The organism is Elusimicrobiota bacterium (assembly GCA_016721625.1).
GTDB lineage: Bacteria > Elusimicrobiota > Elusimicrobia > FEN-1173 > FEN-1173 > JADKHR01.
In genome coordinates this window covers 2,496,788-2,512,944 of sequence record JADKHR010000001.1, presented here as the reverse complement: position 1 = coordinate 2,512,944, position 16,157 = coordinate 2,496,788, and the positions used below count along the sequence as shown (strand labels likewise).

Sequence of the window (16,157 nt, the reverse complement as noted above, 5' to 3'; positions counted from 1 at the left end):
AGGCTGTTATTGAGAAGATAAAGTTCGATCGAACAGCGAAAACCGAAGTTTACAAGTTCACTCCGAGGCTGTCAATTCAAAGCGGAGAATTTAGAAAGGAAAATCACGGAAGGCGGCCCCACCCCCAACGAACGTCAGCGAGGATAAGCGAGAGCCGTTTGAACCGTATCGTTCAACTGTCGGAGAGTAAAGGGCTTCTGCAGATACGCCCGAATTTCGTGCCCAATGAATTCCCGCACGCGCCATTGCTCGCACACCGTGCAAAGGATGATGGGCAGGTCGGGAAATTCTCGTTTCATGGCGATGGCGGTTTCGACCCCGTTCATCCCGGGCATCCGAAGGTCCATGACGACCACGTCCACGGCCCGGGAAGACAATAACATTAAAGATTCCTCCCCCGAGGAGGCGGAGAGGACCTCCAACCCCTGCCCCTCCAATACCTCTCGAATCACGTCCCGGATGGCGTCATCGTCTTCCACCACCAGGGCCACCCCGGGGGCCACCGTCACTGGTTTTCCAACTCGGAATTCCAATAGGCGTTGTCCACGAACCGTTGCCAGGACTGGCGAATCTTCGCGTTTGACTTGAAAACCAGGGAGGCCGCCCCTTTCCAGCGGGGCCGGGAGGGAGTGATCAATAGGTTCATCCCGGCCTCTTCGGGAAGGCGGTTGGATTTCTTTAAATTGCACGGGATGCAGGAGGTCACGATGTTGCTCCAATTCGTGGCCCCCTCCCGGCTTCGGGGAACCACATGGTCCAGGTTCAAATTTTCCGTTGCAAACTTTCGGCCGCAATAACAACAGCGATAGCCGTAATGTTCGTAGATGTTCCGCCGGGTGAACGTCACCTGGCCCACGGGCAGGCGGTCAAAAACCCGCAGGGCGATCACTTCGGGAATGGCGAGACGAAACGTCGGGGTTCGAATGAAACCGGCGGGATGGTCCGCGCGGGCGTCGGAGAGCGCGCGCCAGTCGTCAAAGGAGTAGGTCCGGTATTCCTCATCCACCACTTGGGCATGGTCCAGATAAAGGAGGGTCAGCGCTCGTTTGAGCGAAGTGATGTGAATGGCGTAAAACTGCCGATTAAGGACCAGCACGTCCGACGACATGGCCCACCCCCTGCCCTTAGTCTACACCCGGAACCGGAAATTTTCGAGGGAAAAAACGCAACGCGCCCGGAAGGGGAGGGGAAGGATTCAGCTTTCCAGAGCGTCGTGGGTGACGGGGTCCACGTGCACCCCCTCGCTTTTCAGCCAGGCAATGGCGGCATCCAAGGTCGCCGCCTCGCCTTCCAGTTCAAGAACGCTCTCGCCGGTCTTTTCGGTGATTTTGGCCCGCCGGACATTGAAGATGATGTCGAATTTTTTCGACATCTCCCAGGTGATGGGCTTCTGAACCAAGTCCGAACGGAAAACCAGGTGAACTCGTTTCTTAACGCGGGGGGACGCCACGGGGCTATCGCCCACCAGCCGTCTTCGCAGGGCTCCGACGACTGGGCGCGGCGCAGAGCGCCGACGTCCCGCCCGCCATCTTCGCAGGGCTCCGACGACTGGGCGCGGCGCAGAGCGCCGACGTCCCGCCCGCCATCTTCGCAGGGCTCCGACGACTGGGCGCGGCGCAGAGCGCCGACGTCCCGCCCGCCATCTTCGCAGGGCTCCGACGACTGGGCGCGGCGCAGAGCGCCGACGTCCCGCCCGCGATAGCTGGAACGATGCTGACTTCGGCGCCGGAGGGGACGGGGGTTTTGGCTCCCTCTTTAAAGCGGATGTCCTCGCCGTTGATAAACACATTGATGAAACGGCGGATTTGGCCCGTTTCATCACAGAGGCGTTCTTTAATGCCGGGGTATCCTTTTTCCAAGCCAACGAGGATGTCGGCCACGGTCTGTCCTTCTACTTCCACCACCGACTGGTCCTTCGTCAAACGGCGGAGCGGAGCGGGGATGCGAACTTTAACAGACATAAAGTCTCCTTTCAGACGGCGTCTCGCCCTGATGCCGGTCGCTTAAGCGTAGTTGCCCGATTTATCGGGCGATTTTGACGTCAAATTCAAAAACAAACGGATTTAATGGCGCCCCATGAATGGGGCAACTACAAACCGGCCTTTCTTGGCGTCAAACCCGTTGAATCATCCTTGAACAGAACGAACGCTCACTCGGTCATAGAGTTCACGAAACTCCGACAGGAGGGGCGAAATCTCGTTCATGGGCGCGGTATGCCCGCTGACGGCTTCGATCGTCTTCAGGCCATTTCCGGTGATGTAAGCCACCACAAGCTCGTCGGAGGAAATGATACCAGTCTTAGCGAGTTTTTTCAATACGGCCACGGTGACGCCGCCGGCTGTTTCGGTGAAAACCCCTTCCGTGCGGGCGAGGGTCCGAATCCCCTCCACGATTTCGGCGTCCGTCGCGGTATCCGCGCCGCCGTGCGTGTCTTGGACGATCCGCGCGGCGTAGGGGCCGTCGGCGGGATTGCCGATGGCAAGAGACTTAGCGATGGTCCTCGGTCGGACGGGCCGTACGATGTCCGTTTTTTCACGGATGGCCGTGACCACGGGCCCGCACCCTTCCGCCTGGGCCACCGACATTCTCGTCTTGTGTTTCGGAATCAGCCCGATCAGTTCCAGTTCCTTAAAGCCCTTGTGGATTTTGGTGAGGAGCGACCCGCTGGCGGCGGGCACCACGCAATGGTCGGGAGCCCGCCAGCCGAGTTGCTCCGCCGTTTCAAAGGCCAGAGTTTTGGATCCCTCGGAATAATAAGGGCGGAGGTTCACGTTCACAAAAGCCCACTTGAACGTGTCGGCCACTTCCGCGCACAAACGGTTCACCTCGTCATAGTTGCCGCGGACGCCCACGATCACCGGGTCGTAGATCCCCGCCCCGATGATTTTCCCGGATTCCAGATCCGCCGGCATGAAAACAAAGGTTTTGAATCCCGCGACGGCTCCGTAGGCGGCCACCGACCCGGCGAGGTTGCCCGTCGAGGCGCACGCCACGGTGTCGAATCCCAGCTCCCGGGCCCGGGAGAGCGCCACGCTCACGACACGGTCTTTGAAAGAGTAGGTGGGGTTCACGGAATCGTTTTTGATGAACAGGTTCGAGAGACCCAACTCGGCCCCAAGCCGCTTGGCGTGGAACAAAGGCGTCATGCCCTCGTGGATCGAAACCACGTTGTCGGTCACCACCGGAAGCAGGTCCCAATACCGCCACAGCGTATGGGGGCCGGACTCGATTTTTCCGTGGGTCAGGGAGCGTTTAATGAAGTCGTAGTTGTAGTCGACTTCCAGGGGGCCGAAACAGAACTCGCAGACGTGGATCGGATCGGCGGGATAAAGCCGCCCGCACTCTTTGCACTTCAAACCTTTTATCTTTTGGGACATCGAATGTCTCCTGGGCGCGCCTAAAAAAGAAAAATCCCCGAGGAGCACGCTCCACGGGGGTGCCGTTTCGGTCTCCTCTTATCGGACCCCTGGGTTGGTGGGATCGAGCGTTGGCACCTGCCCCCGCCGGATGACGGCGGACGGTTGCCGTGGGTTCATCGGGCTCTGTCCCTCCCCCACTCTTTATAAGAGATGACGAAAAAGTAATAAATCAGGCGACGGAAGTCAAATCAATGGCGGAGGTCACGCCTTCAATTTGATGGGTTTCCGGCAACACTCCCAGTAGGTGCAGACCCGCTTGCACACGTTCGCCAGGGCGAAGGCGATGCCCGCCTCGCAGACGCGGAAATCGTAGGCCACCTTCCGGATCGCGGCTTGAACCGAGGGTGGGGTTTGGATGAAGCTCAAGCCCACCCGGGTCCCGTAGGAATCCTTCTCCACCCAGACCGCCTTCGCGCGTACGCGAAGGTTCCGGAGCGGGCCCGGCAGGTCGATCTCCACCCAGAATTTTTTGCGTTTGCGCACCTTCATGTGGATCAGCGCGCTCATGCCGTCTTCGGACAGGTTGACCACCTGTCCCGTTTGGGGAGGTTTGATGCGCCCCGTGATCCCGATGGGGAGAAATACCACGCGATGGCTTTGCTCCGGGCCAAAGGGAACCCGATAGGTTTTACGACGATCGATTTCCATGGGAAAGCACCTCCGAGAAGAACCGGTGAATGGTGTCGCACGAGAAGTCGCCTGCCGCGGAAGTAAGGATGGATGAATGCCGTTTACCCAGGCGCGGAGGCCCGCTTCATCTCGAAGAAAGGGCGGACCCTCAGTGGCCCTCCATGTATATATCGGATTCGGAGAAATGTCCAGGGGAACAACGAAGCCACGGGGGGAGGGTCCGGGAGCGCCTCCCGGGGCGATTGGAAAAAACCGCCGAGGTCTTTAGATCTTTAGCTTCTCCCGAAGCAGTTGTTGGACGGTTTGGGGATTGGCGCGGCCGCCGGACTTTTTCATGATTTGGCCCACCAGGGAGCCCGCGGCGCTGACTTTTCCCCCTTGGATATCGGCCACAATTTTCGGGTTGGCGGCTAAGACGTCCTCCACCCAACGAGAGATTTCCCCGGCGTCTTCCACTTGAAGGAGCCCCTTGGCCTTCACGATGCTTTCGGGGTCGCCGCCTTCGGTGAACATGAATTCGAAGACCGCCTTGGCGGCTTTGCTGTTCACGGTGTTTTTTAAGATGAGATTCACCAGGTCGGCCAGGTGCTCGGGCGAGATGGGGGACTCCTCCAGGGATTTCTTTTGCGCGTTCAGCCGACCTAAAAGTTCGGTGGTCAACCAGTTGGTGAGCGGTTTAGCCGCGTCCCGTTGCTGGGCGGCCTCGAACCGCGCCAGGGCTCGGTCGAAATAGTCCGAGAGCGTCCGCTCCCCCGTGAGGACCCCCGCGTCGTAGGGCGAGAGGCCCAACTCCCCCTCATACCGGGCACGCCGCGCCTCGGGAAGGTCGGGCAGGGATTTCCGTAGGGATTCCACAAATTCGGCCGTCAATTCCAAGGGCACCAGGTCCGGGTCCGGGAAATAACGGTAGTCGTGGGCCTCTTCCTTGGACCGCATGGACTGGGTGGCGCCCTGGTCCTGGCTCCAGAGCCGGGTTTCTTGAACCACCCGGCCGCCGCCCTCCACCACGGCGATTTGGCGCGCGACTTCGTGGGTAATGGCGTCCCGGACGCTCCGAAAGGAATTCATGTTTTTGACCTCGGCCCGGGTGCCGAGGGTTTCCTGCCCGACGGGCCGAATCGAAACGTTGGCGTCGCACCGCATGGACCCCTTCTCCATATCGCAATCGGAGACGCTCGACGTAACGAAGGATGGTGCGCAGGGTTTCCAAATAGGCGCTGGCCTCTTCGGCGGTCCGAAGGTCCGGCTCCGAAACGATCTCCATGAGAGGAACCCCCGTGCGGTTTAAGTCCACCAGGGAGTAGTCCAAGGCGCGGTTGCCCACGGCGTGCAATAGTTTTCCCGCGTCCTCCTCCAAATGGATGCGTTGGATGCGGATCCGCTTGGTTTCCCGTGGCGCGGGAGAAATATCCAACGTCCCGCTCAACGCCAGGGGGAGGTTGCTCTGGGAAATTTGGTAGTTTTTGGGGAGGTCGGGATAGAAATACTGTTTGCGGGCGAAAACCGACCGCTCGTTGATCCGGCACCCCAGCGCCAGGGCGGCCCGCACAAGTCCCACCACCGCTTCTTTGTTCAGAACGGGGAGAACCCCGGGATAACCGCAACACACCGGGCAAATCTGGCTGTTGGGTTCGGCCCCGAAAGCGGTGGAGCAGGAATAGAAAATTTTGTTGTTGGTTTTGAGCTGAACGTGGACTTCCAGCCCGATCACGGTTTCGTAGGTCGTCACGTATGCGATCCTTTCAAAAGTCGTTTCATGATTTTTTTGTCCGACGGATAAACAACGAGGTCCGCGGCCTCTTTAAGCTCCATCCAACGGCAGTCTTGAACTTCCTCCGGATCGGAAAGGCCGGTCCGTTTCACCGGCGCCATGCGAAACCAATGGACCACCTTGGCCACCGGCGTCAAGTCCCGAAGAAATCCGTAACGAACCTGGCAGAAAGGGGCCAAGATCCGACAGGCCCAACCGGTCTCCTCCCGCACTTCCCGAAGAGCGGCCTCTTCCGACGTTTCCCCCTTTTCCAAATGCCCCTTGGGGAAGGTCCACACCACCTGACCCGCCAGGTCCTGCACCTTGATCAGCAGGACCCCTTTCTCGCCCAACACGATGCCCCCGGCGGAAACTTCCCGGACGTGAGAGGGGGTGGTCACTTTCGAACGTCGTACCATGTGCGGGCGGCCTCCCGGCGGCGGAGCCGCCACGGCGCGAAAAGAAATTTAACGTGTTGCCAAAGAATGTTCCCGAAACCAAACTGGTCGATCTTCCGAAGGGACGTTCGGATAAAAGCGTCCCGGATCGACACGAATTTTCCCCGGCGCCGGCGCGCCTCGCGTTTCAGCCCCAGGACAAAAAAAGCGTCCTCCCCCACATAGATCTCCGTGGGAAACCCACCGATCCGCTCAAAAGTTTCCCGCCGGGCGAACAGAACGCCGAAACTCGTCCCGAGGATAAGAGCCGCGCGGTCAAAAAACCAAAACAGAAGGTCCGTGTCCCAGCGCTGACGTTCGGGTAGAATCCTCACCCCGCCCCCCACCGCGCGGGGGTCGGCCATTTCCTCGTCGATCCGAACCAAAAGGTTGTCCGACACCACGTTGTCCGCGTCGCAAGTGGCCACGATCTCCCCGACGGCCGCGCGAACGCCGGCGTTCCGCGCCGCCGCGATCTGGCGGTGAGGCTCAAAAACGACCCGCGCGCCCCGCGCCCGGGCCAAGGCGGCGGTCCCGTCGGTGGAAGCATTGTCCACCACGATCACCTCCGCCGTCTTCCCCCGCTCCCGCGCCAACCGTTCCCGGGCCCGTTCCAGGGAATCCAGGAGCGGTCCCAGGTAACCCTCTTCGTTGAACGCCGGCACCACTACCGACAGGGCCGGCCCCTCCCTCAACGGACGACGCCCGCCGGCGTCGGCGGAACCCGAGACCACGACGTGGCCCCCTCGTAGGCCGCGGCCGCCGCCAGCACGGTTTCTTCGTCGAAGGGCTTGCCCAACAACTGAAGCCCGATGGGCAATTTGTTGGACGTGAACCCGCAGGGCAGGGACAACCCCGGCAGGCCGGCCAGGTTGCAGGAAATGGTGAACACGTCCGATAAATACATTTGAAGGGGGTCGTCCGACTTTTCCCCCGCTTTGAAGGCCGCCGTGGGGGTCGTGGGCGTCGCGATCAGGTCCACGGATTCGAAGGCCCGGTCGAAATCCCGTTTAATCAGGGTCCGGACTTTTTGCGCCTTCAAATAGAAAGCGTCGTAGTAGCCGGACGACAAGGCGTAGGTCCCCAACATGATCCGGCGCTTGACCTCGGGGCCGAACCCTTCGTCCCGGGAAAACTCGTATTGCTGAAGGAGGTTTTCCGCCCGGGCGGAGCGGTGGCCGTAGCGGACGCCGTCGAAACGGGCCAGGTTGGCGCTGGCTTCCGACGGCGCGATCACGTAATAAACGGAGAGGCCCACGTCGGTGTGGGGCAACGTGACTTCGGTTATTTTCGCTCCCAAGGATTCCAGGGTTTTGACCGCCGCGCGAACGGCCGCCTCCACCTCCGGGTCCATGCCGTCGATGAAATATTCCTTGGGCAGGCCCACCCTCAGCCCCTTCACCCCCCGGGAGAGGGCCCGGGCGAAGTCGGGCACGGGCATCCGGGCCGAGGTGGAATCTTTCGGGTCGTGTCCGGACAGGGCCTGGAGGAGCAAGGCGGTATCGGGCACGTTGGCGGCGAAGGGCCCGATCTGGTCCAGGGAAGAAGCGAAGGCCACGAGGCCGAAACGGGACACCCTGCCGTAGGTGGGCTTCAGGCCCACCACGCCGCAGAGGGCGGCCGGTTGGCGAATGGACCCGCCCGTGTCGGAGCCCAAAGCCAGGGGAGCCAGCCGGGCGGCCACGGCGCTGGCGGACCCCCCGGAGGAGCCCCCGGGGATGCGGGAAAGATCCCAGGGGTTTTTGGTGGTGAAGAAGGCCGAGTTCTCCGTGGACGAGCCCATGGCGAACTCATCCAAATTGGTTTTCCCGATGAAGACCGCCCCCGCCGCGCGAAGCTTGGCGACGGCCGTGGCGTCGTAGTTGGCGGTGAAGTTCTCCAAAATTTTCGAGGCGCAGGTGGTGCGGGTTCCCGCCACGCACATATTGTCTTTTACCGCGACGGGGACGCCCGCCAGAGCCCCCGGGTCGCCTCCCTGGGCGATTTTTTTGTCCACCGCGTCGGCTTGGGCGAGAGCCGACGCCTCATTAAGACTCAGGAAGGCCTTCAGGGATTTGTCCCAGGCGGCCGCGCGATCTAGAAACGCCCGGGCCACGTCCCGGGCCGACACTTCCCGCCCGCGAACCCGGCGGGCAATCTCCACGGCGCCAAGGGAAATGAGGTCGCTCATTCGATGACCTTCTTGACCCGGAAATACACTTCTTCCCGGTCGGGCGCGTTGGCCAGGATGGACTCGGTGTCGCCGAAAGGAATGGCTTCATCCTCCCGCCATACGTTGGCCAGAGGGATCACGTGGGTGGTGGCCGGAACGTCCTGCGTGTCGTATTTGGAAAGGGTTTGGATGTGGTCCAAAATCCGGCCCAGTTGGCCCAGATATTTGACCCGCTCTTCATCCGTCAAAGCCAACCGCGCCAGACGCGCCACGTAGTTCACATCTTTTTCGGTTAGGGACATAAAGGGGATTTTATCAGATCATTGGCCCAAAAAGTTGGGGATTGGGAATGGCACCGTCGGATTCCTTTTCAAATCGAACCCATGACGTCCTTTTATCCCGATAAACGTACGGGGCCAGGAATAAAAAACGGGGAGCCCGCTCTGGATCTCGTTTCCGGGAGGGTCCCGCTTATTCCTCCACGACCTCCAGACGATCCAGTCCGTGCCTTTCGCACTCCGTTTGGTAGCGCTCTTCTATTTCGCTGATCACGCTCGATCGTATTTCCGCGGACATCTTTTCCAAGGCGTCGGGCCCCCGCTCTTGCTCGATATCCCGAAGGGCCAACCGGCGGACCAATTCTTCCCAAAAGGTTTCCTCGTCGTATACGTCCAGGGTCCCGTGGCAGGTTTTCTCCAACTTGTCGGACGGGGCAAACGCTTTTTCTTTTTCGCTATAAACCACCAAGTCCCCACAGCCCGCCGCTTTGGCGTGCCCCAGGATTTTTTGTTGAAGGGCGTGATAAGGATCCGGCTTCCCATCGGGGACCCGGTGGGCGTTCGTCGCCCAATCCGCCAAATACATGACCTCCAGCAACTCCCTAAACTCGGTTTCCGTGAATTCCAGTGGAATCATCACACCCTCCGATGAAGTTTAAACGAATGTCATTTAAGAAAAAAACTTCCACCCATTGTAAGGCTTTTCGGCTTTACGCCGGTTCGAAGTTGGCGTAGCGGGCGAGGATTTGTTTGCGGGCGCCGGAATCGAAAAGGACGGTGACTTTCACGTTCTCGCCGGTGCCGGCCTTGTCCAAAATTTTTCCGTCGCCGAACATGGGGTGGCGGACCCGTTGGCCCACCCGAAGGGGATGGGGACCGCTGGACATGGCGGGGGTTGGCACGCCGGTTTCCTCGTCCGGATCGAACGAACCGACAGGGATCGGCGCGTTCGTTCCTCCCCGGGACGGCGCGGAAAACACGCCCGGCGTTTGACCCCAAGGGGCCCTGGCCGGTGGGGCGGACCGGGGCGACGGGGCCTCGATCAAACCGGCCTCCGTCACAAAACGGGACGGAACGTTCCAATGGGAGCGGCCGTAGATTTTCCGCGAGGCGGCGGCGGTGAGGGTCAATATGTCGCGGGCGCGGGTGATGGCCACGTAGGCCAGGCGCCGTTCTTCCTCCAGCTCTTTCTCGTCAAAAGCGGATTCTCCGATGGGGAAGAGGCCCTCCTCCAAACCGGTGACGTAGACCACGGGAAATTCCAGTCCCTTGGCCAGGTGGACGGTCATGAGCGTCACGGCGCCCCCGTCCTCTTTTAAGGCGTCCAACCCCGAGGCCAGGGAGACCTTTTCCAGAAAGGACGCCACGGTCTTGTCTTCGTTGGTCTCCTCGAACTCCTTGGCGGCGTTCACCAGTTCCTGTAGGTTGTCCAAGCGATGGGCGGCTTCGGGATCGGAACTGGTTTGTTCCTCCCAATGGGCCCAGTAGCCCGCCGACTCCAGAACCGTTTGGACCATTTGGGAGGCGGTGGCCGTGGGCACGGCGGCGCGGAGCGCCTTCATGACATCCAAAAACTTGTTTAAATTTCCCCGGGCTCCGGCGGGGGTTTCCGGATGTTGGGCCATATCCATGGCCGCTTCATAAAAACTCACGCCTTTCGTGGCGGCGTTCATTTCCAAGGCCAGCACCGTGGTTTTCCCGATTCCCCGGGTGGGAACATTGATGATCCGCTTGACCGCCACCGAATCGGCGGGATTCACCGCGACGCGCAGGTAGGAGAGGACGTCTTTGACTTCCATGCGCTCGTAGAAACGCACGCTTCCCACCAAGGTATAAGTAATGTTTTCTCGGCGGAAGGCGTCTTCCAAAACCCGGGACTGGGCGTTGGTGCGGTAAAAAACGGCGATGTCCGACCGCCGCCGGCCGGCGGCCAGGTAACCGGCGGATTCCCGCGCGATGAACCCCGCCTCTTCCAGCTCGTCAGCGAACTCTTGAAACCGAACGGGGTCCCCCTCCGCCTTTTCCGTCCAGAGCTTTTTGTCTTTCCGGAACTTGTTGCGGGAGATCACATTGTGGGCGGCCGTCAGGATGGGTTGGGAGCGATAGTTTTGCTCCAGTTTAACAACCTTCGCCCCGGAATAGTCCCGTTCGTATTCCAGGATGTTTCGGACATCCGCGCCGCGAAAGGCGTAAATCGACTGGTCGTCATCGCCCACCACACAAAGGTTTTTGGGCGGCGCCACCAGGTGTTTGGCCAACAGGTACTGGGCGTGGTTGGTGTCCTGGTATTCGTCCACCATCACGTGGCGGAAGCGGGCTTGGTATTTGGCCCGTAGGGGTTCCGAATCCCGAAGGGCCACCGTGGTGCGGAGGATGAGGTCCCCGAAATCCAAGGCATTCGCCTTGTTCATCTTTTTTTGATAGTGGTTATAAAGCGTCCCCACCATTTGACGGAAGGGGTCATTTTGGGCCATGGCGTGAATGGCGTAGGATTCAGCGTCCAAAAGATCGTCTTTGGCCCGCGAGATCACGTTCAACACTTGGTTCGGTTTATATTTCTTCTCATCCAGTTTCAGTTCGCGGAGGACCTCTTTTAAAACCTGAACCTGGTCGCTGTTGTCATAAATGACGTAGTGGGGATCCAACCCCACGACCTTGGATTCCACCCGAAGGAATTGCGCGCAAAACGAATGGAAGGTGGATATCCACACGCCGCGCCCGGTTCCCCCCACCAGTTCGTCGACCCGATGGCGCATTTCGGCCGCGGCTTTGTTGGTGAAGGTCACGGCCAGAATGTTCCAGGCCGGAACCCCTTCGGAGAGGAGGTGGGCGATGCGGTAGGTGATGACGCGGGTTTTCCCCGATCCCGCCCCGGCCAGGATCAGAAGGGGGCCCTCGCCATGGGTCACGGCCTCCCGTTGGGGAGGGTTCAAGGTATCCAGCAGTTGGGAGGAAAGGGCCATGGGGATAATGGATCGTTTTTTGGTCGTCGGAAGGACCCATTATACCAGATGGAACCCCTCCTTATTTAATAAAATGACATGGGTTCTGACCTATGAAACGCTTTCCCCCCATCTTCTCCTTCTCTTTCGCCATGGCCTTATCCCTCCGGGCGGGCCTTTGTTCCGCCGAACCGTCGGGCGGACCCATCACCTTGAATAAAAGTTACGCCCTGGCCCTGGACCAAAGCGAAACCATCCGAAACCTGCGGGAGGACATCACTCGATCCCAGGCCCGGGCCCGGGCCTCCTTGGGCGGGGCTTTTCCCCAGGTCCGTTGGAATTGGGGGGACACCTGGCAGGACGGGAGCGGAACAGGAGGAAACAACTTCGGCGGATTTTTGGAGAAAAACCAGGTGGAATCCAAATTCACCCTGGAACAAACCCTGTTTTCCGGACTCAAAGAATTTTCCGCCTGGTCCGGTTTCCAAAAACAGGAGGCCCGGGACCGCTGGACCCTCCGTTACGCGGAATTGCAACTTTTCGATCGGGTGGCCGGGGCCTTCTATGACGTCGTGGGACTGGAGGCCGCGTTGGAAAACTCCGAAACTTCCGTCGCCCTCGCCGGGGACCGGACCAAGGAACTCAAGTCTTTTTTGCGGCTCGGGAAGTCCCGGGAAGGCGAGGTTTTTAGCGCGGAATCCCAGTTGGCGGCCCTGAACGCCATCCGGGTCCGGCTCCGGGGACAAATCCGGGTGGCCCGGGAAAACCTGTCCTTCCTGGTGGGTCAAGAAATCGGATCAATCCCCCTGGAGGACTCGTTGGACGGAACCACCTCCGAAACCCTTCCCGCCTTTTTATCCCAGGCCGAAAAACGGCCGGACCTGGAAGCCCAGCGCCAGGAGGTTTTGGCCCAACACCTCCGGGTTCGCTATGAAAAAGGCTCCTTTTGGCCCACGGCCGGCCTCCGAGGCAACTACTACACCCAACGCCCCGCTTTTTTCGAACCCATCGACTGGGATCTCCTGTTGTCTTTAAGCGTGCCCCTCTACCAGGGCGGCACCGTGAGCGCCCGAGTCAAGGAAGCCAAGTCCGGGCTCGAGCAGGCCCAACAAACCCTGGGCCATATGGAGCGGCAAGTCCGCACCGATGTCAAAAAATCCTTTGAAAGCTGGACCGCTTCCCGGGAAGAGGCCCAGGCGTTGGAAGAAGCCTACGGGGCCTCTCAAAAAAGTTACGAAGCCCAACGGCGAGAATACCGCTTGGGCCTCGTGACGAACCTGGACGTCTTGAACGCCATGAACCTGATGCAGGCGGCCAAACGCGCTTGGATCGACGCGCGGGTGGAAGTGAAGCGGCGCTATGTCGCCCTGATCATCAGCACGGGAGCCCTCCCATGAGACTCTCCGACCTCGCCATCAAAAATCCCGTCTTCGCCTGGATGCTCATGCTGGGCATGATTCTCTTCGGCGTGATCGGTTTTCTTTCCATCGGAAAAAGCCAGCTCCCGGACGTGGATTTCCCCATCATCAGCGTCTCCACCCATTGGGAGGGCGCCTCCCCCGAAGTCATTGAAACGGACGTGGTGGACGTGATGGAAGACGCCATCACCTCGGTCAAAGGCGTCAAGAAAATCAACTCCACCTCCCGCCTCGGCCAGGCATCCATCATCATCGAGTTTGATTTGAAAACAGACGTGGATGTGGCTCTTCAGGAGGTCCAGAGCGCCATTTCCCAGGCCCAGTTCAACCTGCCCAAGGATTTGGATCCTCCCGTCATCGCCAAGTTCAACCCCGAAGACCAGCCCTTCATGTGGCTGTCCCTGTCCGGCGACCGGCCCCTCCGATACCTCATGGAATACGTGCGGGACGATTTGAAACAGGAGTTCACCACCATCCCCGGCGTCGGCAACGTGTTTTTGGGCGGATACTCGGCCCCGTCCCTCCGGGTGTGGTTGGATCCCAAGAAACTCCAGGCCACGGAGATCACCGTCCAAGACGTGGTGGCCGCCGTTCAAACGGAACACGCCGAGCGGCCCGCCGGTTATTTGACGTCTCCCACCCAAGAGTGGAACCTCCGAGTCATGGGCGAGGTGGGGAAGCCAGAGGATTTTGAAAACCTGGTCATCCCTTCGCGGAACGGAGCGCCGCTCACCCGTCTCTTCCGCATCAAAGACGTGGCGACGGTGGAGGACGGGCTGGACGACGCCCGCGCCGTGTCCCGCGTGGACCTGAAACCCGCCGTGGGCCTCGGCATCTTAAAACAGCGGAACGCCAACATGGTGGATGTGGCGAAACGGGTGAAACTAAAGGTGCTCGCGCTTCAAAAAGGCCTTCCCGCCGGCGTTCACCTGGAAGTCAACTTCGACGGCTCCTCCTTCGTCGAGCAATCCACCCACGAACTAAACTTCAACCTGATCCTGGCGGCCGGATTGACCTCGTTCATCTGCTGGCTCTTTTTAGGGTCTTGGAGTTCCGCCATTAACATCATATTGGCGATCCCCACGTCGATTTTGGGAACCTTCATCATTCTCCAAATCCTCGGTTTCACCCAAAACACCTTCACGCTGTTGGGACTGTCGCTGGCGCTGGGCATCGTGGTGGACGACGCCATCATGGTGCTGGAAAACATCGTCCGCCACCGGGAAATGGGCGAACCCCGCGTGCAGGCGGCCATCGTGGGCGCGCGGGAAATCTATTTCGCCGCCATGGCCGCCTCGGTGGCCATCCTCGCCATTTTCCTTCCGGTGGTGTTCATCAAAGGCGTCATCGGAAAATATTTCTTTCAGTTCGGCATGACGATCTCGGCCGCCGTTATGCTCTCGCTTTTGGAAGCCCTGACCCTGGCGCCCATGCGGTGTTCTCAATTTCTGGAGGTGGGGCACGGCGGGGTCGTCTCGCGGGGGATGGACCGGCTGATGGGCGCCCTGACCCGGGGATATAAAGCGTCCTTGGACCTTTGTCTTCGCCACCGTTGGAAAGTGGTGGGGGCTTCCTTGATCCTTTTCACGGCTTCCCTTTTCCTCTTCAAACCCATTAAAAAAGAATTGATGCCTCCCCAGGACCAGAGCATGCTGTTCATCCGGGTGCAGACCAAGGTGGGATCCTCCCTGGCCTTCACCGACGACACCTTAAAGAAAGCGGAGGCCTTTGCGCTTTCCCGGGGCGAGGTGGAACGCTATTACGCCGCGGTGGGCGGTTTTGAGGGAGGCGAAATCAATTCCGCCTTCATGTTTATCACCTTGAAACAACCCAAGGCGCGCCCCATCTCCGCCGGACGGCGGAAGGCCTACACGCAACAGGAACTGATGGACATCTTCCGGGACGAATTGAACAAGATTCCCGGCGTGGAAAAAGCGATCCTGCAGGATCTCTCGGTGGCGGGCGGGGGAGCGGAACCGGGGTTCCCCATCGACCTCTCCCTCCGGGGTCGGGACTGGGACGAACTGGCGAAAGCCAGCGAAATCCTCAAAACCAAAATGAAAGAGACGGGCCTCATGGTGGACGTCGATTCGAACTATCAGCTGGGCATGCCCGAAGTCCAGATCTCCCCCAACCGGCCCGCGGCCGCGGAACGCGGCGTGAGCGTGGCCTCCATCGGCGAGGCCGTGAACGCCACCCTGGGAGGCCTCCGGGTGGGCAAGTTCTCCCGAGGCGGCCGCCGCTACGACATCCGCGTGCGCTTTCCGGATCAGGACCGAGACAAACCCTCCGACGTGGATAAGATCAACGTGCGGAACAACCGCGGCCAGGTGGTGCCGCTCCGGGACGTGATCACCGTTCAAGAACGGAAAACCCTTCTGACCATCACCCGGGAAAACCGGTCCCGGGCCATCCGGCTCTACGCCAACGTGGCCTCCGGAAAGTCCCAATCCGACGCCCTCGCCGCGGTTCAGAAGATCGGAAAAGAAGTTTTACCCCCGGGCGTGAAACTCGCATTCTCCGGCGCTTCGGAGACCTTTCAGGAGGCGTTCCTGGGCCTGGCGGTGGCGCTCGTCCTCGGAGTTCTCGTGGCCTACATGGTGCTGGGGTCCCAGTTCAACAGTTTCATCCACCCCGCGCTGGTCTTGCTCGCGCTTCCCTTCAGCGTCACCGGTGCCGTGGTGGCCCTCTGGGTGGGGCATCAATCCCTGAACATGTTCAGCATGATCGGGATCGTCCTTTTGATGGGCATCGTGAAAAAGAATTCCATCATGCTGGTGGATTTCACCAACGAGCGGCGCACCAAGAAAGGACTGAACGTGCGGGAGGCCCTGATGGACGCCTGCCCGGTCCGGCTCCGCCCCATATTGATGACGACGGTTTCCACCATCGCCGCCGCCGTGCCTCCCGCCCTGGCCCTGGGCCCCGGGGCCGAAACCCGCGTCCCCATGGCCCTCGTCATCATCGGCGGCGTCTCCATCTCCGCCCTTTTAACGCTTTACGTGGTCCCCTGCGCCTACAGCCTCGCCGCCCGCCTCGAAAACCACCGCCACGACGCCGACCTGAAGGAAGCCTTAAAACAAATAGGCGAAAATTCGTAACTCTGAGGGGTGACGGGGGCTGGAAAAGAG

The 16,157-nt window shown here is 60.2% G+C and carries 14 protein-coding genes, 1 pseudogene and 1 riboswitch; of the genes and pseudogenes, 2 read left to right on the top strand and 13 right to left on the bottom strand.

Annotated features, from left to right (window positions below):
* Positions 1 to 134 precede the first annotated feature (134 nt).
* The 13 genes and pseudogenes from IPP35_11030 to IPP35_10970 all read right to left on the bottom strand — a co-directional run bounded on the left by IPP35_11030 (position 135) and on the right by IPP35_10970 (position 11,629).
* Entirely contained in the window at positions 135 to 509 is a 375-nt protein-coding gene (locus IPP35_11030) for a response regulator (GenBank protein ID MBL0059613.1), read from the bottom strand.
* Positions 506 to 1,108 carry an HNH endonuclease gene (locus tag IPP35_11025; GenBank protein ID MBL0059612.1) on the bottom strand — a complete coding sequence of 201 codons (603 nt, stop codon included), beginning with the start codon at positions 1,106 to 1,108 and terminating at the stop codon, positions 506 to 508. Before IPP35_11025 ends, IPP35_11030 begins: the two co-directional genes overlap by 4 nt.
* Before the next feature lie 87 nt (positions 1,109 to 1,195).
* Positions 1,196 to 1,465: an NIL domain-containing protein gene (locus IPP35_11020; GenBank protein ID MBL0059611.1), complete on the bottom strand. Its 270-nt coding sequence runs from the start codon at positions 1,463 to 1,465 to the stop codon at positions 1,196 to 1,198.
* Complete coding sequence (locus tag IPP35_11015) at positions 1,455 to 1,961, bottom strand: MoaD/ThiS family protein (protein MBL0059610.1); 507 nt, start codon at positions 1,959 to 1,961, stop codon at positions 1,455 to 1,457. The genes IPP35_11020 and IPP35_11015 overlap by 11 nt, the downstream gene beginning before the upstream one ends.
* Before the next feature lie 165 nt (positions 1,962 to 2,126).
* Entirely contained in the window at positions 2,127 to 3,377 is a 1,251-nt protein-coding gene (locus IPP35_11010; protein MBL0059609.1) for a threonine synthase, read from the bottom strand.
* A 75-nt stretch (positions 3,378 to 3,452) separates the two neighbouring features.
* A riboswitch (SAM riboswitch) is annotated at positions 3,453 to 3,569 on the bottom strand.
* Between the two features lie 51 nt (positions 3,570 to 3,620).
* Positions 3,621 to 4,067, bottom strand: coding sequence for a PilZ domain-containing protein (locus IPP35_11005; GenBank protein MBL0059608.1), 447 nt, complete (start codon positions 4,065 to 4,067; stop codon positions 3,621 to 3,623).
* A 246-nt stretch (positions 4,068 to 4,313) separates the two neighbouring features.
* Positions 4,314 to 5,778: pseudogene (gene gatB / locus IPP35_11000) on the bottom strand (Asp-tRNA(Asn)/Glu-tRNA(Gln) amidotransferase subunit GatB).
* Positions 5,775 to 6,218 (bottom strand): NUDIX domain-containing protein, encoded by a 444-nt coding sequence (locus IPP35_10995; GenBank protein MBL0059607.1) that lies wholly within the window; start codon positions 6,216 to 6,218, stop codon positions 5,775 to 5,777. The pseudogene gatB and the gene IPP35_10995 overlap by 4 nt, the downstream one beginning before the upstream one ends.
* The gene (locus IPP35_10990; protein ID MBL0059606.1) at positions 6,197 to 6,931 is read right to left on the bottom strand and encodes a glycosyltransferase; all 735 of its coding nucleotides are present in this window, start codon (positions 6,929 to 6,931) and stop codon (positions 6,197 to 6,199) included. Before IPP35_10990 ends, IPP35_10995 begins: the two co-directional genes overlap by 22 nt.
* The gene (gene gatA / locus IPP35_10985; GenBank protein MBL0059605.1) at positions 6,928 to 8,406 is read right to left on the bottom strand and encodes an Asp-tRNA(Asn)/Glu-tRNA(Gln) amidotransferase subunit GatA; all 1,479 of its coding nucleotides are present in this window, start codon (positions 8,404 to 8,406) and stop codon (positions 6,928 to 6,930) included. Before gatA ends, IPP35_10990 begins: the two co-directional genes overlap by 4 nt.
* Positions 8,403 to 8,690, bottom strand: a complete 288-nt coding sequence (gatC, locus tag IPP35_10980) for an Asp-tRNA(Asn)/Glu-tRNA(Gln) amidotransferase subunit GatC (protein ID MBL0059604.1) — start codon at positions 8,688 to 8,690, stop codon at positions 8,403 to 8,405. The genes gatA and gatC overlap by 4 nt, the downstream gene beginning before the upstream one ends.
* A 169-nt stretch (positions 8,691 to 8,859) precedes the next feature.
* Positions 8,860 to 9,303, bottom strand: a complete 444-nt coding sequence (locus IPP35_10975; protein MBL0059603.1) for a hypothetical protein — start codon at positions 9,301 to 9,303, stop codon at positions 8,860 to 8,862.
* Between the two features lie 73 nt (positions 9,304 to 9,376).
* Positions 9,377 to 11,629, bottom strand: coding sequence for a UvrD-helicase domain-containing protein (locus IPP35_10970; protein ID MBL0059602.1), 2,253 nt, complete (start codon positions 11,627 to 11,629; stop codon positions 9,377 to 9,379).
* A gap of 92 nt (positions 11,630 to 11,721) precedes the next feature.
* Between IPP35_10970 and IPP35_10965 the strand changes: the two genes are divergently transcribed.
* Both IPP35_10965 and IPP35_10960 read left to right on the top strand, forming a co-directional pair.
* Positions 11,722 to 13,005 (top strand): TolC family protein, encoded by a 1,284-nt coding sequence (locus IPP35_10965; protein ID MBL0059601.1) that lies wholly within the window; start codon positions 11,722 to 11,724, stop codon positions 13,003 to 13,005.
* Positions 13,002 to 16,127, top strand: coding sequence for an efflux RND transporter permease subunit (locus tag IPP35_10960; protein ID MBL0059600.1), 3,126 nt, complete (start codon positions 13,002 to 13,004; stop codon positions 16,125 to 16,127). The genes IPP35_10965 and IPP35_10960 overlap by 4 nt, the downstream gene beginning before the upstream one ends.
* The last annotated feature ends 30 nt before the right edge of the window (positions 16,128 to 16,157 follow it).

What these genes read in the sequence shown, in the direction of transcription:
- IPP35_10970 (MBL0059602.1), bottom strand. Translation starts at nt 11,629, where the DNA reads ATGGCCCTTTCCTCCCAACTGCTGGATACCTTGAACCCTCCCCAACGG.
- IPP35_10975 (MBL0059603.1), bottom strand. Translation starts at nt 9,303, where the DNA reads ATGATTCCACTGGAATTCACGGAAACCGAGTTTAGGGAGTTGCTGGAG.
- IPP35_10965 (MBL0059601.1), top strand. Translation starts at nt 11,722, where the DNA reads ATGAAACGCTTTCCCCCCATCTTCTCCTTCTCTTTCGCCATGGCCTTA.
- IPP35_11010 (MBL0059609.1), bottom strand. Translation starts at nt 3,377, where the DNA reads ATGTCCCAAAAGATAAAAGGTTTGAAGTGCAAAGAGTGCGGGCGGCTT.
- IPP35_10960 (MBL0059600.1), top strand. Translation starts at nt 13,002, where the DNA reads ATGAGACTCTCCGACCTCGCCATCAAAAATCCCGTCTTCGCCTGGATG.
- gatC (MBL0059604.1), bottom strand. Translation starts at nt 8,690, where the DNA reads ATGTCCCTAACCGAAAAAGATGTGAACTACGTGGCGCGTCTGGCGCGG.
- IPP35_11015 (MBL0059610.1), bottom strand. Translation starts at nt 1,961, where the DNA reads ATGTCTGTTAAAGTTCGCATCCCCGCTCCGCTCCGCCGTTTGACGAAG.
- IPP35_11025 (MBL0059612.1), bottom strand. Translation starts at nt 1,108, where the DNA reads ATGTCGTCGGACGTGCTGGTCCTTAATCGGCAGTTTTACGCCATTCAC.
- IPP35_11005 (MBL0059608.1), bottom strand. Translation starts at nt 4,067, where the DNA reads ATGGAAATCGATCGTCGTAAAACCTATCGGGTTCCCTTTGGCCCGGAG.
- IPP35_10995 (MBL0059607.1), bottom strand. Translation starts at nt 6,218, where the DNA reads ATGGTACGACGTTCGAAAGTGACCACCCCCTCTCACGTCCGGGAAGTT.
- gatA (MBL0059605.1), bottom strand. Translation starts at nt 8,406, where the DNA reads ATGAGCGACCTCATTTCCCTTGGCGCCGTGGAGATTGCCCGCCGGGTT.